Here is an 18,060-nt window from a genome sequence, read left to right on the forward strand (position 1 = left end):
GCTCGAGTTCATCTATACCGTCCAGACGGTATAGTAACCGTCCGGACGGTACAGTACCACCCATGTCAGCCACCAACACCCGCGACCGCATCCTCGACGCGCTCCAGCGGATCCTGGTCCGGCAAGGCACGGGGGCGGTGACCCTCGAATCGGTCGCCGCCGAGGCAGGCGTGTCCAAGGGCGGCCTGCTCTACCACTTCCGCTCCAAGCAGGCGATGCTGCAGGGACTCGTGCAGCGGCTCGGCGAATCCGCCGAAGCCGAGTTCGAGCAGGCCGGCAGGGTCGGCGTGGACGTCGTCCGGTACTTCCTGGAGGCCTCGCAGCCCGCCTCGGACGAGGAGATGGCGCTGTACTGGTCGGTCATAGCGGCTCTGCGCAGCACCGAAGAGCTCAGCGAGGCGGACACCGAGGTGCTGGCCAGGGTCTTCGCCCACTGGTCGAAGCTGCTCACGGACTACATCGGCGACCCGGTGCTCGCCGAGACCATCCGCCTGGTCGGCGACGGCCTGTACCTGAGCGCGCTGTCCGGCCTGCCCAGCCCTGAGCCGAAACTGCTGCAGCAGGTCTTCGACCGTCTGCTGGAACAAGCAGCCGAAACCCGCCGAACCCGAGCCTGAACCGAGGTGAGGGGCACCCTTGAGCAGGGTGCCCCTCACCTCGGAAGGTTCACCGGGCTTTGGACGGGAAGGCGTTGGTGCGGGCCGCGATCGTGGTTGCCAGTACCGGCAGCAGGAGGACCAGGAGCGCCCAGGGGAAGGCTTGGGGCCCAGTCCGGCCAGGATGAGGCCGCCGATCACGCCGCCTGCTGCCATGGCCGCGTTCCAGAGGGTCACCAGCATCGCTTGGGCCGCGTCCGCCGCTTCCCCTCCGGCGTTTCCCGCCGCCGTTTGGAGCAGGGTCGGGACGCCTCCCCAGCCCAGGCCCCACAGCGTCACCGCGACGTAGACCAGGGTTGGGTTTTCCGCCATGAGCGCCAGGAACGTGGCCGCGAGCGCAACCAGGATCGTGCTGGCGATCGTCAGGGTTCGCAGCCGGCGGTCGATGTGGGCGCCCACGATCCAGATGCTCACCATCGATGCGATGCCGAAGATCAGCAGGACCAGGTCGACGGAGCCGCCCATGCCCAGCCCGGCGAGGAAAGTGGCGATGTAGGTGTAGAGGATCGTGTGGGCCAGCACGAAGACCAAGGTCACGAACAGGATCGGTGCCACGCCGGGGACGCCGAGGGTCCTGAGGATCGGGATCGCGCCGCCCTGCCGCTGCCCGGGGAAATCCGGGACCAGCGCGACGATCCAGGCGATCAGGACGACTGCGAGCACCGACATGACCGAGAACGTCACCTGCCAGCCCAGCAAACCGCCGAGGAAGGTCCCGGCCGGTACGCCCAGCGAAAGCGCGAGCGGAATTCCCGCCATCACCACCGCAATCGCCTTGCCCCGCAGGTGTTCCGGCGCCACGCGGCGCGCATAACCCGCCAGCAGCGCCCAGACCACGCCCGCCGCCACGCCGGCGACGAACCGGCCCGCCATGGTCAGCGGGAAGTACGTCGAGACTGCCGTGACCGTATTGGCGACCGCGAACCCCGCCACCCCGACCAGCAGCAGGCGCTTGCGCCGCCACCCCGCGGTGGCCGCGGAAAGCGGGATCGCCGCGACGGCCGTCCCGATCGCGTAAATCGTCACTGCCTGCCCCATCGCGGACTCGCCGACCCCGAGGCCGGCGCTCATCGCGGGCAGCACACCAGCGGGCAGCGCCTCGGTCAGGACCGTGACGAAAGCGGCGGTGGCCAGCGCCAGCAGCGCGCGCAGCGGAAGTCGTCCAGCATCCAGGAGTTGCGTGCTGCGATCAGTCATGCCGCATATGCTCAAACCATCACACTGATGTGAAGGTCAAAGCGACTGGACGTGAGGTCGAGCACATGCTCATCGGAGAGCTGTCGGAGCGCACCGACACATCCCGCCGACTGCTGCGCTACTACGAGGAGCAGGGCCTGATCGTCGCGAACCGCTCCCCGAACGGCTACCGCGACTACGACGAGTACAACGTGGACCGCGTGCTGCAGATCCGCGGGCTGCTCGACGCCGGGCTGCCGACCCGCATCATCAAGCAGATCCTGCCGTGCCTGGACAAACCCCGTGTTATCTACTTCCCAGACGCGACACCGGAGATGATCGCCACCCTGGAACTCGAACGCGACAGGATGACCGACCGAATCAGGTGCCTGACCCGGAACAGGGACGCCGTAACGGAATATCTCGACGCGGTCCTGGAATACAGCCACACCGGCGAGATCCCGACCCCAGCCCAGTCGGGTCAAGGGTGAAGGGCGCCTTTGGGCCAGTCAGGGAGCAGTCAGGGATGTGGCGAGGCCGGGATGTGTTCGGGACGAGCCGATCCTGTCGACGCGGCGAAACGGCGTGACGGTCGCGTGGGTGGGGGCGATTTCGCGCGAAATCGTCACCTTGCAGGCGTGGCTGGAGGCGATTTCGCGCGAAATCGCCGCCACTGCCGTAGGGCGCTGCCGTAGGGCCGCCGTCTCAATGCACGCGGAACGAGTTCTCAAACAGCCTCTACAGCCGCCCAAAGAACTCACGAGGCACCCGCACACAACGTCATCCGCCGCCTTCGGCCTCACCCGATGTGGCAATCCAAAAGAGACAGTTGCTCGCGAAGCGGTTAAGCCGCTTGAGAAAAATGCTCCGCCAGCTCCGCCTTCAACTGCCAACGACCGCTGCTGGCGGAGTCCGGGTGGCGGTCACCTCTTGGACTCCGCCAGCGATACTGCTCGCCCTGCGCGCAGTTCCGAGTCAGGCGAAGGCGCAGGTCACGGCAGGCGCGGCCACAGTGCCTCCCGCGTTGCAGACCAGCGTGCGATCAGCCTCGAGCGGGCCGTATGCGCTCACGAGCTTGCCGTTCACGGAGAACTGCACCGTCGTGAAGCCCTCGGCCTGCACCTCGCGGGCGGAGTTCGCCTCCAGGACGGAGGAGAAGCCGTCGCCGTTGCCGTTCAGCACGGTGTACTCCAGTGCGTAGTCGGCCGAGCTGATCCGCAGTTCCGGCGCATTCGCCGCGGGAGCTGCGGCGGCGAATGCGCCGGTGCCGACCAGTGCTCCCGCAGCCAGCAGTCCAGCGATCATTCCGCGCTTGCCGAAGGTGAAGTCCATGTCCACTACTCCTTAAAATCTTTCACTAGTTATCTAGTGGAATACCTAAAAGGTAGCAGTGGTGCGGATCGCTGGCAAGGCCGGGGTCCGGAAATCCGGCGGATAAAGCACCTACGGGATCGTCACGCCAGCAGACGCCTCACCAAGAGCAGAACGAGCCGATTCGCGTCAGCAGCGCGAAAGGGCTCTCGCACGGGGCGACGCGGCAACACACGTGCGAAGCTGCCGCCAGATGCCCGAAAACAGCGAAACCCCGCCAACCGCCGGCTCGGCGCCGGGGTCAGCGGGGTTGGCGAGTGGTACTCAGGCTGGTCAGGGACCGTGAACGGTTGTGGGCGCTATGGCACCCGAAACCGCTCACGGGCACTGCAGTACGCGATCGGCGCGCAGGTAACCGGTCACGAGCGATTCCAGGTCGAGCTGTTGCGACTCCCATCCTGGGGCGAGCACCCCGGGGTCGCGCACCAGCATCCGCTGCTGCCGACCGGATTTCCTCGCGTGCACGACCGTCCCGGCCTCCGGGGGCCCCGCATCGGCGGGCCCCACCAGGTCGCGGTGCTCCTCGAGAAGTTCGTCGACGTCGCCGTCCAGTTCCACGCCTCCCCCCTGCAGCAGCAGGAGGTGGTCGCACACCTCGCGCAATTCGCCAAGCAGGTGCGAGGAGATCACCACGGTCATCCCGCGGTCCGCGACGTCGCCCATCACCAGCCTGATGGTCTCGTCCCGGGCCAGCGGATCGAGGTCCGCGAGCGGTTCGTCCAGCAGCAGCAACCGCGGCAACCGCCCCAGGCACAGCGCCAGTGCGAGCTTGGAGCGCATGCCCAGGGACAGCGAGTCGACCCGGGCGCCGACGTCCAGCCCGCCGAATGCGGCCACCGCCTCCTCGACGCGCTCCTGCGACCAGCGGCGGTTCATCTTCGCCGCCGCGCGGACCATCTCCGCGACCGTGAAGTTGCCGTACAACGGGCGACGCTGCGACAGGTAGGCCGCGTCCGGGTGGATGCGGCCGCGCACCCTGTCGCCGAACACGCGCACGGCACCCGACGACGGCTCAACCAGGCCCGCCGCCAACGCCAGGAACGTGCTCTTGCCCGCACCGTTGGCACCGACCAGCGCGACCACCTTGCCTTCGGGGAGCTCGACCGTGCAGTCCTCGATCCCCCGACGGTCTCCGAAGCGCTTGGACAAACCGATGGTGCTCAGCGCGCTCATGATGGGCGTTCCAGTCCTCCGGTCGGGAAGTACTCGTCACGGACGGCAGCGAAGAGCGCATCGACCTCTTCGACCATGAGCCCGCCGCTCCTGGCGCGGCTCATCCAGTCCGCCAGGTCGCGCCGCATCGGGGCCTGGACCGAGGTGCGGTCGCTGGCCAGCGAACGAGTCACGAAGGTACCGACCCCGCGCCGGGCCTCCACCAGGCCGTCCCGCTCCAACTCGCGATACGCCTTCAGCACCGTGTTCGGATTGACCGCCGTGGCCTCCACCACCTCGCGCGCGGTGGGCAACCGGTCACCGGGCCCCAGCAGGCCCAACCGCATGGCCTGCGTGACCTGCTGGACGATCTGCATGTACGTGGAGACCCCGGAGCGACGGTCGATCCGGAACTCGATCATACCGCCCAGCATAAGGGCCGCCATCGCCGAAGTCGCGAGCTACGCAGCGTTATCAATGCTGCCTGCGCAGCGCCCACGCGGTTCCTCCGAGCAGCAGGACCGCGACCGCGCCAAGAACGCCGAACTCGATCAGCTGCAGCATCGGGGCATACGAGGCCGGAACGACCTCAGCGTACTTGCCGATCACCCCGTGCTGCGCATAGCACTGAGCCAGGTCGAAGGTCGAGGCTGAACCGCCGCCCCGCACACCGCACACCGCGGGATCGAAACCGCCTTCCGGTATGGCCCGCCCGTCGGCACCCAGGTAACCCACCTGGACAACTTCGTCCAAACCGGACGCGGCAGCGCTCATCGGGTCGTCAGAGGTCCGCAGCTGCGACGGCACCAGCGACGGTCCCACCACTGCGACGACCCCGCGCGCCGCCACCAGCCCGGCCAGGGTGCTGATCATCGCCGGCAGCGACCGCCCCAGCACCGCCCCCAGCAGCGCGCCCGCCGCGTAGCCGAGAAGCAGGTGTGCGGTTGGCATCCAGCCCGTGCTCTCGAAGTTCAGGAACGCGAACGGGCCGCTCACCAGCGGCCCCATCAGCCCGGCATCCGTGACCCAGGAACTCACCAGCAGCTGCAGGACCACCAGTACGACCAACGAGGGCACCAGAAGCATCACCAGCTTGACCGCCATCCAGCGGACCCGGCTGACCGACTGCGTGAACGCCAGCACGTGCGTGCCGTGCTCGATCTCGCGGGCGAACAGCGGTGCCGCGCTGAACACCCCCAGCAGCACCGGGAGGACCACGATCCCGAGTTGGCCGGCTTTGAGCAGGTCAAACCACTCGTCGCGGAAATCACTCGCCACGGTCGCGCAGCCTGCACCGCGGACTCCCACCGCGAGGCACCGCTGCAGACCCTGGTCCTGGATCTGCTGCGACATGCTCGTGTGCAGCACAAGTACCGCGACCGCGCCTAGCAGCAACACCGCTGCCATCAGCAACAACTGCACGCGGTGCTGTCGCCACGCCAGCCAGGTCATACCACTACCTCCATGTCATCCGTGCGCATGTATGCGAGCGCGATGTCTTTGAGCTGCGGCTCCTGTCGTGCCGCCCCGGCGCCCGCACAGGTTCGCGATGCCCAGCCCCGCCGGTACCGCTTGCCGAGCCCGCGCGCGTTGCCCGCGACGAGCCCCGGCGAATCAGTGGACGGCATCGGGCCCCATCGAATACCAATATGTTTTCACTAGTTATATAGTGATTTAAGGTAGAAGTCCAGCCCAACGGACTCCCGCCCTGGAAGACCGAGGCACGCACCGCCCGACGGCGCACGGGCAGGATGCACCAACGGACATGGCTCGCCTACGTGGCCAACAAGAGCCGTGCCCGTCTGCACCCCGGGTTCGGAACTTTGGGCAGGCAGATTTTCAACGCGCCGATATGCCGATATGACGTCATCGGGGATGGTGATGCCTGCTGTACGGGCAAGGTCGCCCGAGGGCACATCGCCACGAACGACGGTATCCACTGTGGACCTTGCGTCGGACTCCTGCTGCCCGGAACTGGTTCCACGGACGACGTCGCCCTGATCAGTTCGCCGAACACCTGCGCGAAATGGCCGTCGTATCCCAGTTCACGTGACAACACCGCCCCCACGCGGTCATGCGCTCGATCCGGGCCACCGCCGAACGCCGGTTTCGACGAATCGGTGATAACCGGCAGAATCGGCGTCGATTCAGACAGTCACCACGAAGGACAGATAACCCATGCCTCACCAGCGCACCCGACTGACCGGTTCGATCTTCGGCCTGTGCACGGCCGCAGCACTCCTCGCCGGCTGTGGCGGTGGCCAGACCCCCGCCCCCGGCCAGCAGAGCCCGCAGCCGCCGGCTTCCCAGGAGCACGGCCAGCACGCCGCGGCCAGGCAGACCTCGGCGACCTTCGAGCCCTACAAGGAGGGCGCCACGGCGATCACCTACGACCCTGCGCAGGTGCAGCCCGGGTCCCGCATCGACCTGTCCTCGGAGCGCGTCAACGGCCACACCAAGATCACCGTCAAGACCGAAGGCCTGCAGCCGAACCGCGACTACGGCGCCCACGTGCACACCAAGCCCTGCGGCCCCAAGGGCGACGACGCGGGCCCGCACTTCCAGGAGAAGGCCGACCCGGTCAAGCCGTCGGTCGACCCGGCCTACGCGAACCCGCAGAACGAGGTGTGGCTGGACTTCCACACCGACGCCCAAGGCAACGGCACGGCCACAGCTGAGGGCAACTGGTCGTTCGACTCCCGGCAGGACGCGAAGTCCTTTGTGATCCACTCGATGCACACGCACACCGAGCCCGGCAAGGCGGGCACGGCGGGTGACCGCCTCGCCTGCACCAACGCCACGTTCTGACCAACCCCGAAGGGCGCCTCCGACCGCACGGACCCGGGGGCGCCCTTCGCGCTGTGCGATTCTGATCACGCAGGCGGCCGCGAAGCTGTTGGCGGAACGCGGCTCGAGAACACCTCAGCAGCGGAGATCGCGAAAGCCGCCGGCCTCGGCTCGGGCAGCGTCTTCTGCTACTTCGCCGACAAGCGAGCGCTGTTCCGCTCGGTCTTCGAGCGCGACCGCGATCATCCGCGGGACGAGCCCCCAACGCCCCGCCGCGGCGTGACAGCCCACAACAACCGGAGGACTGCGAGAGCCCGTTCGCCTCGCTTCCCCGGAATCAGCACCGCGACGACCCCGGCGAGCAGGAAGACCAGCGCCGACGGCCCGTACCGGAGCAGCAGGGCCACCGTCGCGATGGGTAGCGGAGCGCTGAGCAGCGCTTGGAGGAGTGGGGACATGGCGCGTTCTCCCTCGAAGGACGAGGAGAAACGCCCGCAGCGTGCGACACGCGTCCTCCTTCGCCACGTAGAAGAAGGAACGCCTGCACCTCCACGGCCGGCCGGCCCCCTGGTTCCGGCCACCGAGTCAGGAACAGACGATCTCGGACGACGACAGTCTGGCACCGGGAGACCAACCACGCCTATACGCCGTCCGGAGCACAGCAGCGGGAAAGTCCGCGATGCGGGGCAGCCGTTCGATCGCTCCGCCGGTGCCGCCGGATTCAGTTCTGTTCGCCGGTGCCATCAAAAATGAACTCGACCCTGTTCTCCGCAGGGTCGAGCATCCCGAGCAACGGCGCCTGCGCCCCGATCTTTCGCCCGGCGCTGTGCAGCGCCTCGCGGACGAAGGGGTACAGGGCGAAGAAGGCAGCCCGATTGACAAACTCCGCAAGCGCGGCTGGCTCGATCTTCAGCGACTCGTCGAAGTCGTAGAAGATGGCGGCGTCGACCACATAGTTCGCATCCGGTGCCCCGACATCGAGTCGGCATCGCACCCCAAGATCAGTTTCCCGCAACTGGAGCTGCAAATCCCACTTCTGGGGTCCTTCCGTCGCTGCGCCCGTGTCGTCACCGCCGTCAGCGAACCCTGCGTTGAGCCGAGCGTGGATCTCGTAGAACTGAACCTCGCGGAGGCGAACCCGATCCAGGAGGTCACGAGCCGAGGCGACGTTCTTCATGCCCTCCCCCAGCAAGATTCGACACCACGGGTGCCCCGCCATTCACGAGGTCCCCCGGACGTTCGAGCACCAGTCAGCACCGGAATCGTCGCCCCCATCCGCCCGTGGTGGGTCCAAGAGAGCGCAGCCGCCAACGGTTTAGAACCGACGCGGTTCGCAAGCCAGTGATCAATCGCGACGTGCTCATTCCGCGACGGGCACCCAACGGGATCGTGGTCCTTGCCCACCTTCGCCAGCCACCGATTGACCTCCCCCCAAAGCCACACACCGCCGGCGACATCGTGAAACGGCGCGGGGAACCGAACCTGTCGCATTCGTTCCCCCCGGATCCACTGACCGATCGCCTGCGGTGTCGCATCGCACCTTTGCGCGATGTCGGCTCGCGTCACCAGATCCAGGTGGCTGCGTCGCGCTTCGACCCCCAGATCATCAAGCGCGCCGACCACCGCCTTGGCGGCCGCCACGGCATTCTCGCCAGGCGCGATCACCGTGACGAGAGCCATTCCGGCATGCTCCGACGCGACAACATCGAACAGTTCGGCAAGTTGGACCAGCGCCGCATCGGACAACTCGTCAACCTCGAAACCGATCTCGAAATCAGCCATCTCGCCCCCGCAAACCTATCTAGATCAAGCGTAACATCTTCCGTTTCAAGATAGAAACAGGCCACGTCAAGAGATTGACCTCAGGTCCGAGGGCGGCCGTCGAGCTCGTGCCTGTCCGGACACCGCTTCGCCTGCCTGGCGATGATTCGCGCGGCCATCTCAGGGTTGCGAGGCGTCCCGTCCACCCGAATACGGCCGGCGCCGCAGGGACACAACAAGTTCCACATGTGCCCCTGCTTGTTCAGCGTCCACCCCACGCGGACCAACTGATCGATCACCTTGTCGATCGACTTGTGGTTGTGCCACTTCCCCATGCATTCCCCAGTCAGCAGCCGGACGGGCAGCCGAGGATGATCGTATGCGATGGGGGTCACAGTTCTTCGGCGCCCGGATCGGCGCCCGCAACGCAGGTCACGGCCGACCGGGACCCGGCGTCGGGGACAATGGGCGGCGATGACCGCGCTCGATTCGCCTCCCGCCTCGGCCTCCGCGGCCGCGCCCTCGCTGAAGATCGGCCCCTACGCCGTCGATCCGCCGGTGGTGCTCGCGCCGATGGCCGGGATCACCAACGTCGCCTTCCGGCGGCTCTGCCGGGAGTACGGCGCCGGGTTGTACGTCTGCGAGATGATCACCAGCCGGGCCCTGGTCGAGCGGCACCCGAAGACGCTGGAGATGATCACTTTCGACGCGGACGAGCACCCGCGCTCAATGCAGCTCTACGGCGTCGATCCCGTGACCATGGGCAAGGCCGTGCAGATGATCGTCGACGAGAACCTCGCCGACCACGTCGACATGAACTTCGGCTGCCCGGTCCCCAAGGTGACCCGCAAGGGCGGCGGTTCCGCGCTGCCGTACAAGCGGCGGCTGTTCGCCGACATCGTCTCGGCCGCCGTCCGCGCCGCCGAGCCGGCGGGCATCCCGGTCACCGTGAAGTTCCGCATCGGCATCGACGACGCCCACATCACCTACCTCGACGCTGGTCGCCTCGCCGAGGAGAACGGCGCCGCGGCGGTCGCGCTGCACGGCCGCACCGCCGCCCAGCGCTACTCGGGCACCGCGGACTGGTCCGCCATCGCCCGGCTCAAGGAGCACGTCCGCACCATCCCGGTGCTCGGCAACGGCGACATCTTCAGCGCCGACGACGCGCTGCGGATGATGGCCGAGACGGGCTGCGACGGCGTCGTTGTCGGCCGCGGCTGCCTCGGCCGCCCGTGGCTGTTCCGCGACCTGCAGGCCGCCTTCGCCGGTGAGCCCATCCCGGCCGGCCCGGCGCTGGGCGAGGTCGCCGCGGTGCTGCGGCGGCACGCGGAGCTGCTGGCCGACCACATGGGCGAGGAGAAGGGGCTACGCGACCTGCGCAAGCACATGGCGCAGTACCTGCGCGGCTTCCCCGTCGGCTCCGACCTGCGCCACCAGTTCGGCCTGGTGTCCAGCCTGGCCCAGCTCGACGACCTGCTGGCCCAACTCGACCCCGACGTGCCGTTCCCGGCGGACGGCGAGGGCCCGCGCGGACGCCAGGGCTCGGCCGGTCGGGTTGTGCTGCCGGAGGGCTGGCTGGACGACCCGGACGATGTCACGGTGCCCGCCGGCGCGGAGATCGACAGCAGCGGCGGCTGAGTGACCGCGAGACCGCAACTCGTTGCGACGGGCCGAATTCGCCACCGCCCGGCCGTCCTCATCGGCGTGTCGGCGGTGCTGTTCGCGGCCGGATGTGCCGCGTCGGCAACCGAATTCGAACCACTGCGACTGTCCAAGCAGTACTTCGCGGACAACAACACCGCTGCTGCACAAGGACCTCAAGCGCAACAGAAGTTCTTCCGCCGCACGCAACATCCCGATTTCCTGGACGAGAACTGCGAACTCGGGGAGACGACCGTCGAAATCGATCCGGCAATGCCGACGCTACGGCCGGATCCGGAATTCGCCCCGGAGGGAATCCGGCCGCGCGGCGAGATCTGGGCCATCGGAGTGGAAGTGACCACCCGAACGGCGGGCAGCGTCACAGGACATCAGATCGGTTCGCTACACCTAGTGCTGCTGGACGGTCGAATGCACGGTTTCGCGCCTTGCCCGACCAGATAACTTGCCCGACCAGATAACTTGCCCGACCAGATAACTCGCCCGACCAGATAAACTGGTTGCGCGATCAAGGGCTCGTAACGCGAAGTGCGGGGAAACCGATAAAGTTGCGATGCGGTGATAAAAAACACATACTGGTTTGCTCGTCCGTGCGGGTGGGTCCGATCCGTTTCGCTTCCACATCCACCCCTCCGCCCGGTACACATCCTAGGCAGCTGAAGATTCGAGCGGCGCTCGTCAATTCAGACCAGGCCAGGGTCAGCCGGTTGAGCGAATTAGGGCGGCGCGCGAGTCAGACCAACTCAAGCGATCCGTCCCACCCGACGACACCACGGACGGGAGGTGAGTGCGATGACCGGACTGCGCAACGGTTTCGCCGGGCCGGAGCCACTGAGTGACGACGACCCGCCAACCGTGCTGCCGCCCGGCCGGCGCACCCGCCAGGATCTGGCCAACGGGACCGGAATGGCGGAGCTGCACGAGTCGATCGCGGGCCTGCTGGCGTCGCAGGGCCAGTGGCGGCAGGCGTACCACCACCTGCGGTCGGCCTTGAACCTGATGTCCACAACGGACACCCCGCGGGTGCCGGAGCAGCTGCGGCACGAGGTCAACCGGCTGCGCCGCGAGCACGCCGAGGCCCGCGAACAGAGCCTGCGGGACACGCTGACCGCCAGCTACAACCGCCGCTACCTCGACGAACGACTGGCCGACCTGCTGGCCGAGCACGCCGGAACGAACGACGGGTTGGCCGTGGCGCTGGTCGACCTGGACTGGTTCAAGCAGGTCAACGACACCTACGGGCACCTGCTCGGCGATCGGGTGCTGCAGCGCGTCGTCGACCTGCTGCAGGAGGCGCTGCCGACCGGCGCGTTCTGCGCCCGCTACGGCGGGGAGGAGTTCGTCCTGGTCCTGCCGAACATCGAGCCGGCGGACGCGGTTGCGGTGTGCGAGACGGCCCGTTCCCGGGTGGAGCGATTCCCGTGGGCCCAGATGGCACCGGGGTTGCGGGTGACGATCAGCGCCGGGGTCGCGCACGAGCACACCACGGCCAGTTCCGCGCCGGTGTCGGCCGAGCAGCAGTTGATCAGCGCGGATGCGCTGCTCTACGCCGCGAAGCAATCGGGGCGCAACGCGGTCGCGCATCGAACGGGGTCCGACGTCCGATTGGCCGGAATCGCGGCCGGGCGGCGCGGCACGATCCCGCGGACGGTCGCCGGTTACTAATCGCGATCGCGCAGGAGCACTGGGTGTATTTGAGTTCGTTTATGCCGGTCAACCGGCTTAGCACAGATGGTCGTATTGGACGAGACATCAGGTAGGATCGTGCACTGATTGTGAAGAAATTGTCGCTCACTATCGTCAATTCGGGCGATCGGCCGTACTATCTCGGAGGCGCCGACCGATACGCGTCGGGGGGTATCGAGCGCGTCGGCTTACTCGTAGACCGTTGGCTTTCGCAGGTGGGAGGGAAAACGCGTGCCGCAAGACCCCCGGCATGGTGAATTCGGGCACCGGCGTTCCCGCCCGGACGAGGACGCCGCCGATAGCGGCACCTCCGCATCGACCGGTCGGCGTCGGCGCGCGTTGAGCGACGACGGCACTGGCGGCACCCGCGTCATCGACCTGCTCTCCAAGCACGGCAAGGCCCCAAGCAGCGGCACCAGCCGCCGACGCGCCGCCGAACCGGAACCCCCGCAGGCCCCCCAGGCACCGCAGCCGCCCCAGGCGTCGCGGGCGTCGCGGGCGTCGAAACCCCGCCGCGCCGCCGAACCGCCCAAGCACCCCGCCAGCCCGGCCGCCCGGCCCGAGCCGCCGGCTTCGCCGTCCGACTGGACCGCGCCGGAGGGCGCTCCGCGCCGCTCCCGCTCCGCGCCGCCGAACCACCCAAGCACCCCGCCGGCTACGCCGCCGGGCTGGGCGCCGCCTGCGGCGGGCCCTCCCTCCGCTCAAGCGCCGAACGGCAAGCCGCGGCAGGGCCGCCGCCGCGCTCTCCCCGACGGGCCTGCACTGCCCGCCGACGCCTCCGCTGGCCGCGCTCGACCGAATCCCGGTGCCGCCGCGACCTTCGCCGGTGGAGCCGCCGCGCGCAACGGCGCCCCTACCGAGCCGCCCATGCGCAACGGCGCGCTCCTCGAACCTCCTGCCCGCAACGGCGCTCCTGCGCCGATGCGCAACGGCGCCGAACCGGCAGCTGCCGAGCCGACCAGGATCGCGCAGGCGCTGACCGGTGAGCCCGCCCCGGCGAAGCCGCCGCACTTCGCGCCGCGACCACCAGCGGCGCGCCAGGTGCCACCGGCCGTCGAAGCGGACCTGGAAGCCACCACCCAGCATCCCGCCATTCCCGCCGAGCCGCCGAAGGCCGAGCAGACCGCGATGGTCGCGCGGCCGCAGCAGGCCGAGCAGACCGCGATCGTCGCGCGGCCCAAGCGCAAGCCCGCCGACGACGAGAAGACCACCTTTGCCAGGCCGGTGGCTCCGCCGGTCGCGGACGCCGAAGCGACCGCCATCGTCGCGCCCGCGGTCTCCGGCGGCGCCGACGCCTACGACGAGTTCGAGCAATTCGACGAGTTCGAGGACGACGCCGATGAGGCCGAGGACGACGTCGAGGAGCGCAAGAACGACATAAAGGAGATCGACGCCACCCTGGCGCGGTTCTCCGCCGTTCACGACGAGATCGCCGCCGAGGAGGCGGCCCGGCGCAAGAAGTACGCCTGGCTGCTGGGCAGGCGCCGGGAGCCGGAGCTCGGCACCGACATCCCGTTCGACTTCGTCGAGGGCCGGGACGGCCAGTCCCGGATGGAGTGGAAGAAGAAGCAGCGCAAGCGCCGCACGAACCTGATCGTGATGGCCGTGGCGATGGCCGCCTCGCTTACCGTGTTCCTGACCCTCGGCATCGCCTGGGGCGCGACCACGATCTGGGGCCCACCGTCCGTCCAGGCGCTGGACCCGAACTCGGACGCCATCAAGGACGTCGCCAAGCAGACCGGTGACCAGAACTTCCTGCTGGTCGGCTCGGACACCCGGGCCGGAGCCAGCGCGGAAGACGGCGTCGGCAGCGAGCAGGACGAGCCGGGGGCTCGCGCGGACACCACGATCATCGCGCACATCCCGGCCGACCGGAGCCGCGTGGTCCTGGTGTCGTTCCCGCGCGACCTCAAGGTCGACATGCCCGCCTGCGAGCGCTGGGACTCGACCACCGGCAAGTACACGGGCGAACGGGTTCCGGCACGCAAGGACGCGCGGCTGAACTCGGCCTACGCCGTCGGCGGCCCGCTGTGCACGACGAAGGTCATCCAGCAGATCTCCGGGTTGCGCGTGAACAGCTTCCTGGGCATCGACTTCCAGGGCTTCAAGTCGATGGTGGACGCGGTGCAGGGCGTCGAGATCTGCACCGATAAGCCGATCATCGACACCACCCTCGGCACCGTGCTGCCCCAGGCGGGTCGGCAGACCCTCACCGGCGAGCAGGCGCTGAACTACGTGCGCGCCCGGCACGTCAAGGGCGACCCCACCTCGGACTACGGCCGGATGCAGCGCCAGCAGCTGTTCCTCTCGGCGCTGCTGCGCAAGGCGATGTCCAGCCAGGTGCTGCTCGACCCGGGCAAGCTGGGCGACTTCGTCAAGGCGGTCAGCGCGAACACCTTCGGCGAGAACATCGGCGTGGACCGGCTGATGGACCTCGGCCAGCAGATGCAGGGCCTGGACGCCAGCCGCGTCACCTTCATCACCGTGCCGACCACCGGCTACGCCGACGAGAACGGCATGGAGATCCTGCGGGAAGCCGACACCAAGTCGCTGTTCCAGGCGATCCTCGACGAAGCCCCGATCATGTCGGGCAGCGGCGGACCTGCGGCCCTCACCACGCCCAGCGGTGGGGGTGCCGCGGCGACGATGAACGACGTTCGGCGGCAGCCCGCAGACCCGAACCAGCCGCCTGCCGTCCCGAACGGTCTGTCCACGGTGAACGCGGGTACCGACATCTGCGGCTGACCGGCGAGGGGCCGAACCGGCTCAGGCGGGCGGCCGAACCGCTTCATAAGGGTCCGTTCACCTCTGGTTCACCATGGGTCATTCTGTCCGATTCCGGCTCGAAGTACCCTGGACGGCATGCGTGAGGTCTACCAGGAACAGCTCGGCAAGCTCGCCGATGAACTCGCTTCGATGTCGACCATGGTCGGCACGGCCATGGAGCGCGCCACGAAGGCTCTCCTGGAGACCGACCTGGAGCTCGCAGAGCAGGTCATCGAGGAAGACGTTCAGGTCGACGAGGCGCGCGCCCGGGCCGAGGAGCACGCCTTCGGGCTGCTGGCCCTGCAGGCGCCGGTGGCCGGCGACCTGCGCACGGTGATCTCCACCATCCACGCCGCCGAGGACCTGGAGCGGATGGGCGACCTGGCGCTGCACGTGGCCAAGACCGCGCGCCGCCGCCACCCGAACGCGGTGCTGCCGCAGGACGTGCAGCCGTACTTCGCCGAGATGGGCCGGATCGCCGTGAAGCTGGCCGGGCGGGTCCGCACCGTGATCCGCACGCAGGACGTCGAGACCGCGCGCGGGCTCGAAGAAGACGACGACGAGATGGACGACCTGCACCGGCACCTGTTCACCGTGCTGATGAGCCCGGAGTGGTCGTACGGGGTGGCGGCCGCGGTGGACGTGACGCTGCTGGGCCGGTTCTACGAGCGGTTCGCCGACCACGCGGTCTCGGTGGCCCGCCGGGTCGTGTTCACCGTGACCGGAAAGATGCCGACCGGCTGAGCCCGTTCTCGCAGGTGACGGGCGGTTCGACCGGCGAAGTACTAATACTCGGTCTCAGTACTCGATGTTGCGATCATCGTGTGCGATCCTCGTTCGGGTGAGAAGGTTCCGAACCGCGTCCGGCGGGGTGTGCGGTGCGTAAGAGTCCTACCGTGCATCGACGGCGGCTGGGCAGCGAGTTGCGGCGGCTGCGCGAATCCGCGGGCCGCACGCACCGCGAAGTCGCCGCCCACCTGGACTGCTCCCAGGGCAAGATCAGCCAGATCGAACTCGGCCGGGTGCCGGTGCGCACCTCCGACGTGCGGTTGATGGCCGAGTTCTACGGCGCCACCAGCGACCAGCTCTCGGCGCTGGTGGACCTCGCGCAAGATTCCAAGCAGCGCGGCTGGTGGCAGCAGTACCCGAGCACCGCGCAGCGGCCCGGCCTGCAGACCTACCTCGGCCTGGAGACCTCGGCGAAGGCGGTGAGCTGCTACGGCGCGGATCCGCTGCCGGAGCTGCTGCAGACCGCCGAGTACAGCCGGGCGCTGCTGACCGCGGGCGCGCAGGTCTACGACCCGGACGAGCTGCAGGAGCGGCTGATGGTGATCTCCACCCGGCAGCAGCGGCTGCTCGGGGAGAACCCGCTGGAGCTGTGGGCGGTGCTCGACGAGTCCGCGCTGCGGCGCGCGGTCGGCGGCCCAGGGGTGATGCGCCAGCAGCTTGAGCACCTGGTGCTGCTGGGCTACCGGCGCAACGTGACCATCCAGGTGCTGCCGTTCCTCAGCGGCGGGCACCCGCTGATGGGCGACCGGATCGCGGTGTTCTCGTTCCCGGACGACGCCGACCCGCAGGTCGTGCACCTGGGCGACTCGGCGAACTCCCGGTTCCTGGACAAGGCCGAGGACACGGCGGACTACCTCAAGTCCTTCGAAGAGGTCTGTACCCGGGCCCTGAACCCCAAGGACTCCAGCGCCTTCACCTCCGCCATCGCCGACGAATCCCCGGCGTAGGTCCGGCGAATCCCCGGCGTAGGTCCGCCGTAGGCCGGCCGTAGGTCCGCAATTTCAATGGAAATCGAAGGTCCGATTTCCATTGAAATTGAAGTCCCCTGTGGACAAGTCGGCGGAACCTGTGGATGGTTCGTCCGGAAACGGTGTGCGGGTGCGGACGCAGTCCACTGTGGTCTGGTCTGCGGGGAAGAAGGATTCGATGTGTCGCTTGCCGACACATCGATGGCCGGTTCCGCGACCGTGACATCCAGCGGGGTGCCGATACCGCCGTCATGCTGAAGAACGACAGTTCCCGGTCGCCGTGGCGGAAGCGCAGCGGCACCAACGCGTACCCGGCGGCGAGCAGGAGGCTGTTGCGCTGCCGCAGCGGAACGTCCAGGTGTTCGCTGAGCCGCAGAATCACTTCCTTGGTCGGCTTCGCAGGCCGTTCGCTTCACGTGCCCGTCGGCGGAGGAGCGGCAGAAACAGGTGCAGGGCCCCTTCCGGCCAATTCGGCGAAAGGGGCCCTGCACGCTTCGAACGATCAGCCGAAGCGGCCGGAGATGTAGTCCTCCGTCGCCTTCTGGGTCGGGTTGGAGAAGATCTTGCCCGTCTCGTCGATCTCCACCAGCTGGCCCGGCTCGCCGACCGCGCGCAGGTTGAAGAACGCCGTCTGGTCGCTCACCCGCGCCGCCTGCTGCATGTTGTGGGTGACGATGACGATCGTGTAGTCCTGCTTCAGCTGCGAGATCAGGTCCTCGATCGCCAGCGTCGAGATCGGGTCCAGCGCCGAGCACGGCTCGTCCATCAGCAGCACGTCCGGGCGCACCGCGATCGCCCGCGCGATGCACAGGCGCTGCTGCTGACCGCCGGAGAGGCCGCCGCCGGGCTTGCCGAGCCGGTCCTTGACCTCGTCCCACAGGTTCGCGCCTCGCAGCGCCCGCTCGGCGATGTCGTCGAGCTTCTTCTTGTTCTTCTCGCCCGCCAGCTTCAGCCCGGCCACCACGTTGTCCCGGATGGACATCGTCGGGAACGGGTTGGCCCGCTGGAAGACCATGCCGATGGTCTTGCGGACCTGCACCGGGTCCACGTCGCCGGCGTAGACGTCCTCGCCGTCGAGCAGCACCTTGCCCTCGACCCGCGAGCCCGGGATGACCTCGTGCATGCGGTTCAGCGAGCGCAACACTGTCGACTTGCCGCAACCGGACGGGCCGATGAACGCGGTGACGCTTCGGGCTGGGACCTGCAGGGTCACGTCCTGCACGGCGTGGAACTTGCCGTAGAACAGGTTCAGGTCCTTGATGTCGAGACGCTTGGCCATAGGTTCGGTC

Annotated in this window: 18 protein-coding genes and 1 pseudogene; 9 read left to right on the forward strand and 10 right to left on the reverse strand. The window is 68.2% G+C overall.

The genetic code is table 11. The annotated features are described in order from the left end of the window. Positions 1–62: 62 nt before the first annotated feature. Complete coding sequence (locus FDZ84_RS10185; RefSeq protein WP_168589941.1) at positions 63–617, forward strand: TetR/AcrR family transcriptional regulator; 555 nt, start codon at positions 63–65, stop codon at positions 615–617. A 49-nt stretch (positions 618–666) separates the two neighbouring features. Here the strand turns inward: FDZ84_RS10185 and FDZ84_RS10190 are convergent. Next, positions 667–1,853 (reverse strand): annotated as a pseudogene (locus tag FDZ84_RS10190) (MFS transporter). A gap of 65 nt (positions 1,854–1,918) precedes the next feature. Here FDZ84_RS10190 and FDZ84_RS10195 point away from each other — a divergent pair. After that, on the forward strand, positions 1,919–2,323 hold the full coding sequence (locus FDZ84_RS10195; protein ID WP_168585697.1) for a MerR family transcriptional regulator: 405 nt from the start codon (positions 1,919–1,921) through the stop codon (positions 2,321–2,323). Positions 2,324–2,807: 484 nt separating this feature from the next. On the opposite strand, the gene FDZ84_RS10200 is transcribed toward FDZ84_RS10195, so the two are convergent. The 5 genes from FDZ84_RS10200 to FDZ84_RS10220 all read right to left on the reverse strand — a co-directional run bounded on the left by FDZ84_RS10200 (position 2,808) and on the right by FDZ84_RS10220 (position 5,983). Next, positions 2,808–3,164 carry a hypothetical protein gene (locus FDZ84_RS10200; protein ID WP_168585698.1) on the reverse strand — a complete coding sequence of 119 codons (357 nt, stop codon included), beginning with the start codon at positions 3,162–3,164 and terminating at the stop codon, positions 2,808–2,810. Positions 3,165–3,521: 357 nt separating this feature from the next. Continuing rightward, positions 3,522–4,376 (reverse strand): ATP-binding cassette domain-containing protein, encoded by an 855-nt coding sequence (locus FDZ84_RS10205; protein ID WP_168585699.1) that lies wholly within the window; start codon positions 4,374–4,376, stop codon positions 3,522–3,524. After that, positions 4,373–4,777, reverse strand: coding sequence for a GntR family transcriptional regulator (locus FDZ84_RS10210; RefSeq protein ID WP_210435500.1), 405 nt, complete (start codon positions 4,775–4,777; stop codon positions 4,373–4,375). The genes FDZ84_RS10205 and FDZ84_RS10210 overlap by 4 nt, the downstream gene beginning before the upstream one ends. A gap of 52 nt (positions 4,778–4,829) precedes the next feature. Further along, positions 4,830–5,807, reverse strand: coding sequence for a hypothetical protein (locus FDZ84_RS10215; protein ID WP_168585701.1), 978 nt, complete (start codon positions 5,805–5,807; stop codon positions 4,830–4,832). After that, entirely contained in the window at positions 5,804–5,983 is a 180-nt protein-coding gene (locus FDZ84_RS10220) for a hypothetical protein (protein ID WP_168585702.1), read from the reverse strand. The genes FDZ84_RS10215 and FDZ84_RS10220 overlap by 4 nt, the downstream gene beginning before the upstream one ends. A gap of 550 nt (positions 5,984–6,533) precedes the next feature. On the opposite strand from FDZ84_RS10220, the gene FDZ84_RS10225 reads away from it, so the two are divergent. Next, the gene (locus FDZ84_RS10225) at positions 6,534–7,163 is read left to right on the forward strand and encodes a superoxide dismutase family protein (RefSeq protein WP_168585703.1); all 630 of its coding nucleotides are present in this window, start codon (positions 6,534–6,536) and stop codon (positions 7,161–7,163) included. Between the two features lie 221 nt (positions 7,164–7,384). Here FDZ84_RS10225 and FDZ84_RS10235 read toward each other — a convergent pair whose 3' ends face one another. From FDZ84_RS10235 to FDZ84_RS10245, 3 genes are all read right to left on the reverse strand, one after another. Continuing rightward, complete coding sequence (locus tag FDZ84_RS10235) at positions 7,385–7,600, reverse strand: hypothetical protein (RefSeq protein ID WP_168585704.1); 216 nt, start codon at positions 7,598–7,600, stop codon at positions 7,385–7,387. A gap of 263 nt (positions 7,601–7,863) precedes the next feature. Beyond that, complete coding sequence (locus tag FDZ84_RS10240) at positions 7,864–8,319, reverse strand: hypothetical protein (RefSeq protein ID WP_168585705.1); 456 nt, start codon at positions 8,317–8,319, stop codon at positions 7,864–7,866. Beyond that, a complete protein-coding gene (locus FDZ84_RS10245; RefSeq protein ID WP_168585706.1) occupies positions 8,316–8,924 on the reverse strand; it encodes a hypothetical protein in 609 nt (202 codons plus the stop codon). The genes FDZ84_RS10240 and FDZ84_RS10245 overlap by 4 nt, the downstream gene beginning before the upstream one ends. Before the next feature lie 453 nt (positions 8,925–9,377). Here FDZ84_RS10245 and dusB point away from each other — a divergent pair, with 453 nt between their 5' ends. From dusB to FDZ84_RS10275, 6 genes are all read left to right on the forward strand, one after another. Beyond that, positions 9,378–10,541, forward strand: a complete 1,164-nt coding sequence (gene dusB / locus FDZ84_RS10250) for a tRNA dihydrouridine synthase DusB (RefSeq protein ID WP_168585707.1) — start codon at positions 9,378–9,380, stop codon at positions 10,539–10,541. Beyond that, positions 10,542–11,006: a hypothetical protein gene (locus tag FDZ84_RS10255; protein WP_168585708.1), complete on the forward strand. Its 465-nt coding sequence runs from the start codon at positions 10,542–10,544 to the stop codon at positions 11,004–11,006. Between the two features lie 348 nt (positions 11,007–11,354). Further along, entirely contained in the window at positions 11,355–12,227 is an 873-nt protein-coding gene (locus FDZ84_RS10260; RefSeq protein WP_168585709.1) for a GGDEF domain-containing protein, read from the forward strand. Positions 12,228–12,479: 252 nt separating this feature from the next. After that, on the forward strand, positions 12,480–14,993 hold the full coding sequence (locus FDZ84_RS10265) for an LCP family protein (protein ID WP_246868915.1): 2,514 nt from the start codon (positions 12,480–12,482) through the stop codon (positions 14,991–14,993). A gap of 117 nt (positions 14,994–15,110) precedes the next feature. Beyond that, entirely contained in the window at positions 15,111–15,758 is a 648-nt protein-coding gene (gene phoU / locus FDZ84_RS10270; RefSeq protein ID WP_168585710.1) for a phosphate signaling complex protein PhoU, read from the forward strand. Between the two features lie 134 nt (positions 15,759–15,892). After that, positions 15,893–16,750 (forward strand): helix-turn-helix transcriptional regulator, encoded by an 858-nt coding sequence (locus FDZ84_RS10275; protein WP_246868916.1) that lies wholly within the window; start codon positions 15,893–15,895, stop codon positions 16,748–16,750. A 523-nt stretch (positions 16,751–17,273) separates the two neighbouring features. Here the strand turns inward: FDZ84_RS10275 and pstB are convergent. Continuing rightward, positions 17,274–18,050 (reverse strand): phosphate ABC transporter ATP-binding protein PstB, encoded by a 777-nt coding sequence (gene pstB / locus FDZ84_RS10285; protein ID WP_168585711.1) that lies wholly within the window; start codon positions 18,048–18,050, stop codon positions 17,274–17,276. Between the last annotated feature and the right edge of the window lie 10 nt (positions 18,051–18,060).

The sequence above is a fragment of the Saccharopolyspora sp. ASAGF58 genome (assembly GCF_012277335.1).
Classification (GTDB): Bacteria; Actinomycetota; Actinomycetes; order Mycobacteriales; family Pseudonocardiaceae; genus Saccharopolyspora; species Saccharopolyspora hattusasensis.

Excerpts from the sequence above, each read along its gene's own strand:
- FDZ84_RS10235 (WP_168585704.1), bottom strand. The coding sequence starts at position 7,600 with ATGTCCCCACTCCTCCAAGCGCTGCTCAGCGCTCCGCTACCCATCGCG.
- FDZ84_RS10260 (WP_168585709.1), top strand. The coding sequence starts at position 11,355 with ATGACCGGACTGCGCAACGGTTTCGCCGGGCCGGAGCCACTGAGTGAC.
- phoU (WP_168585710.1), top strand. The coding sequence starts at position 15,111 with ATGCGTGAGGTCTACCAGGAACAGCTCGGCAAGCTCGCCGATGAACTC.
- FDZ84_RS10210 (WP_210435500.1), bottom strand. The coding sequence starts at position 4,777 with ATGATCGAGTTCCGGATCGACCGTCGCTCCGGGGTCTCCACGTACATG.
- FDZ84_RS10220 (WP_168585702.1), bottom strand. The coding sequence starts at position 5,983 with ATGCCGTCCACTGATTCGCCGGGGCTCGTCGCGGGCAACGCGCGCGGG.
- FDZ84_RS10225 (WP_168585703.1), top strand. The coding sequence starts at position 6,534 with ATGCCTCACCAGCGCACCCGACTGACCGGTTCGATCTTCGGCCTGTGC.
- FDZ84_RS10240 (WP_168585705.1), bottom strand. The coding sequence starts at position 8,319 with ATGAAGAACGTCGCCTCGGCTCGTGACCTCCTGGATCGGGTTCGCCTC.
- FDZ84_RS10215 (WP_168585701.1), bottom strand. The coding sequence starts at position 5,807 with ATGACCTGGCTGGCGTGGCGACAGCACCGCGTGCAGTTGTTGCTGATG.
- FDZ84_RS10205 (WP_168585699.1), bottom strand. The coding sequence starts at position 4,376 with ATGAGCGCGCTGAGCACCATCGGTTTGTCCAAGCGCTTCGGAGACCGT.
- FDZ84_RS10200 (WP_168585698.1), bottom strand. The coding sequence starts at position 3,164 with ATGGACTTCACCTTCGGCAAGCGCGGAATGATCGCTGGACTGCTGGCT.
- FDZ84_RS10185 (WP_168589941.1), top strand. The coding sequence starts at position 63 with ATGTCAGCCACCAACACCCGCGACCGCATCCTCGACGCGCTCCAGCGG.
- dusB (WP_168585707.1), top strand. The coding sequence starts at position 9,378 with ATGACCGCGCTCGATTCGCCTCCCGCCTCGGCCTCCGCGGCCGCGCCC.
- FDZ84_RS10195 (WP_168585697.1), top strand. The coding sequence starts at position 1,919 with ATGCTCATCGGAGAGCTGTCGGAGCGCACCGACACATCCCGCCGACTG.
- FDZ84_RS10245 (WP_168585706.1), bottom strand. The coding sequence starts at position 8,924 with ATGGCTGATTTCGAGATCGGTTTCGAGGTTGACGAGTTGTCCGATGCG.
- pstB (WP_168585711.1), bottom strand. The coding sequence starts at position 18,050 with ATGGCCAAGCGTCTCGACATCAAGGACCTGAACCTGTTCTACGGCAAG.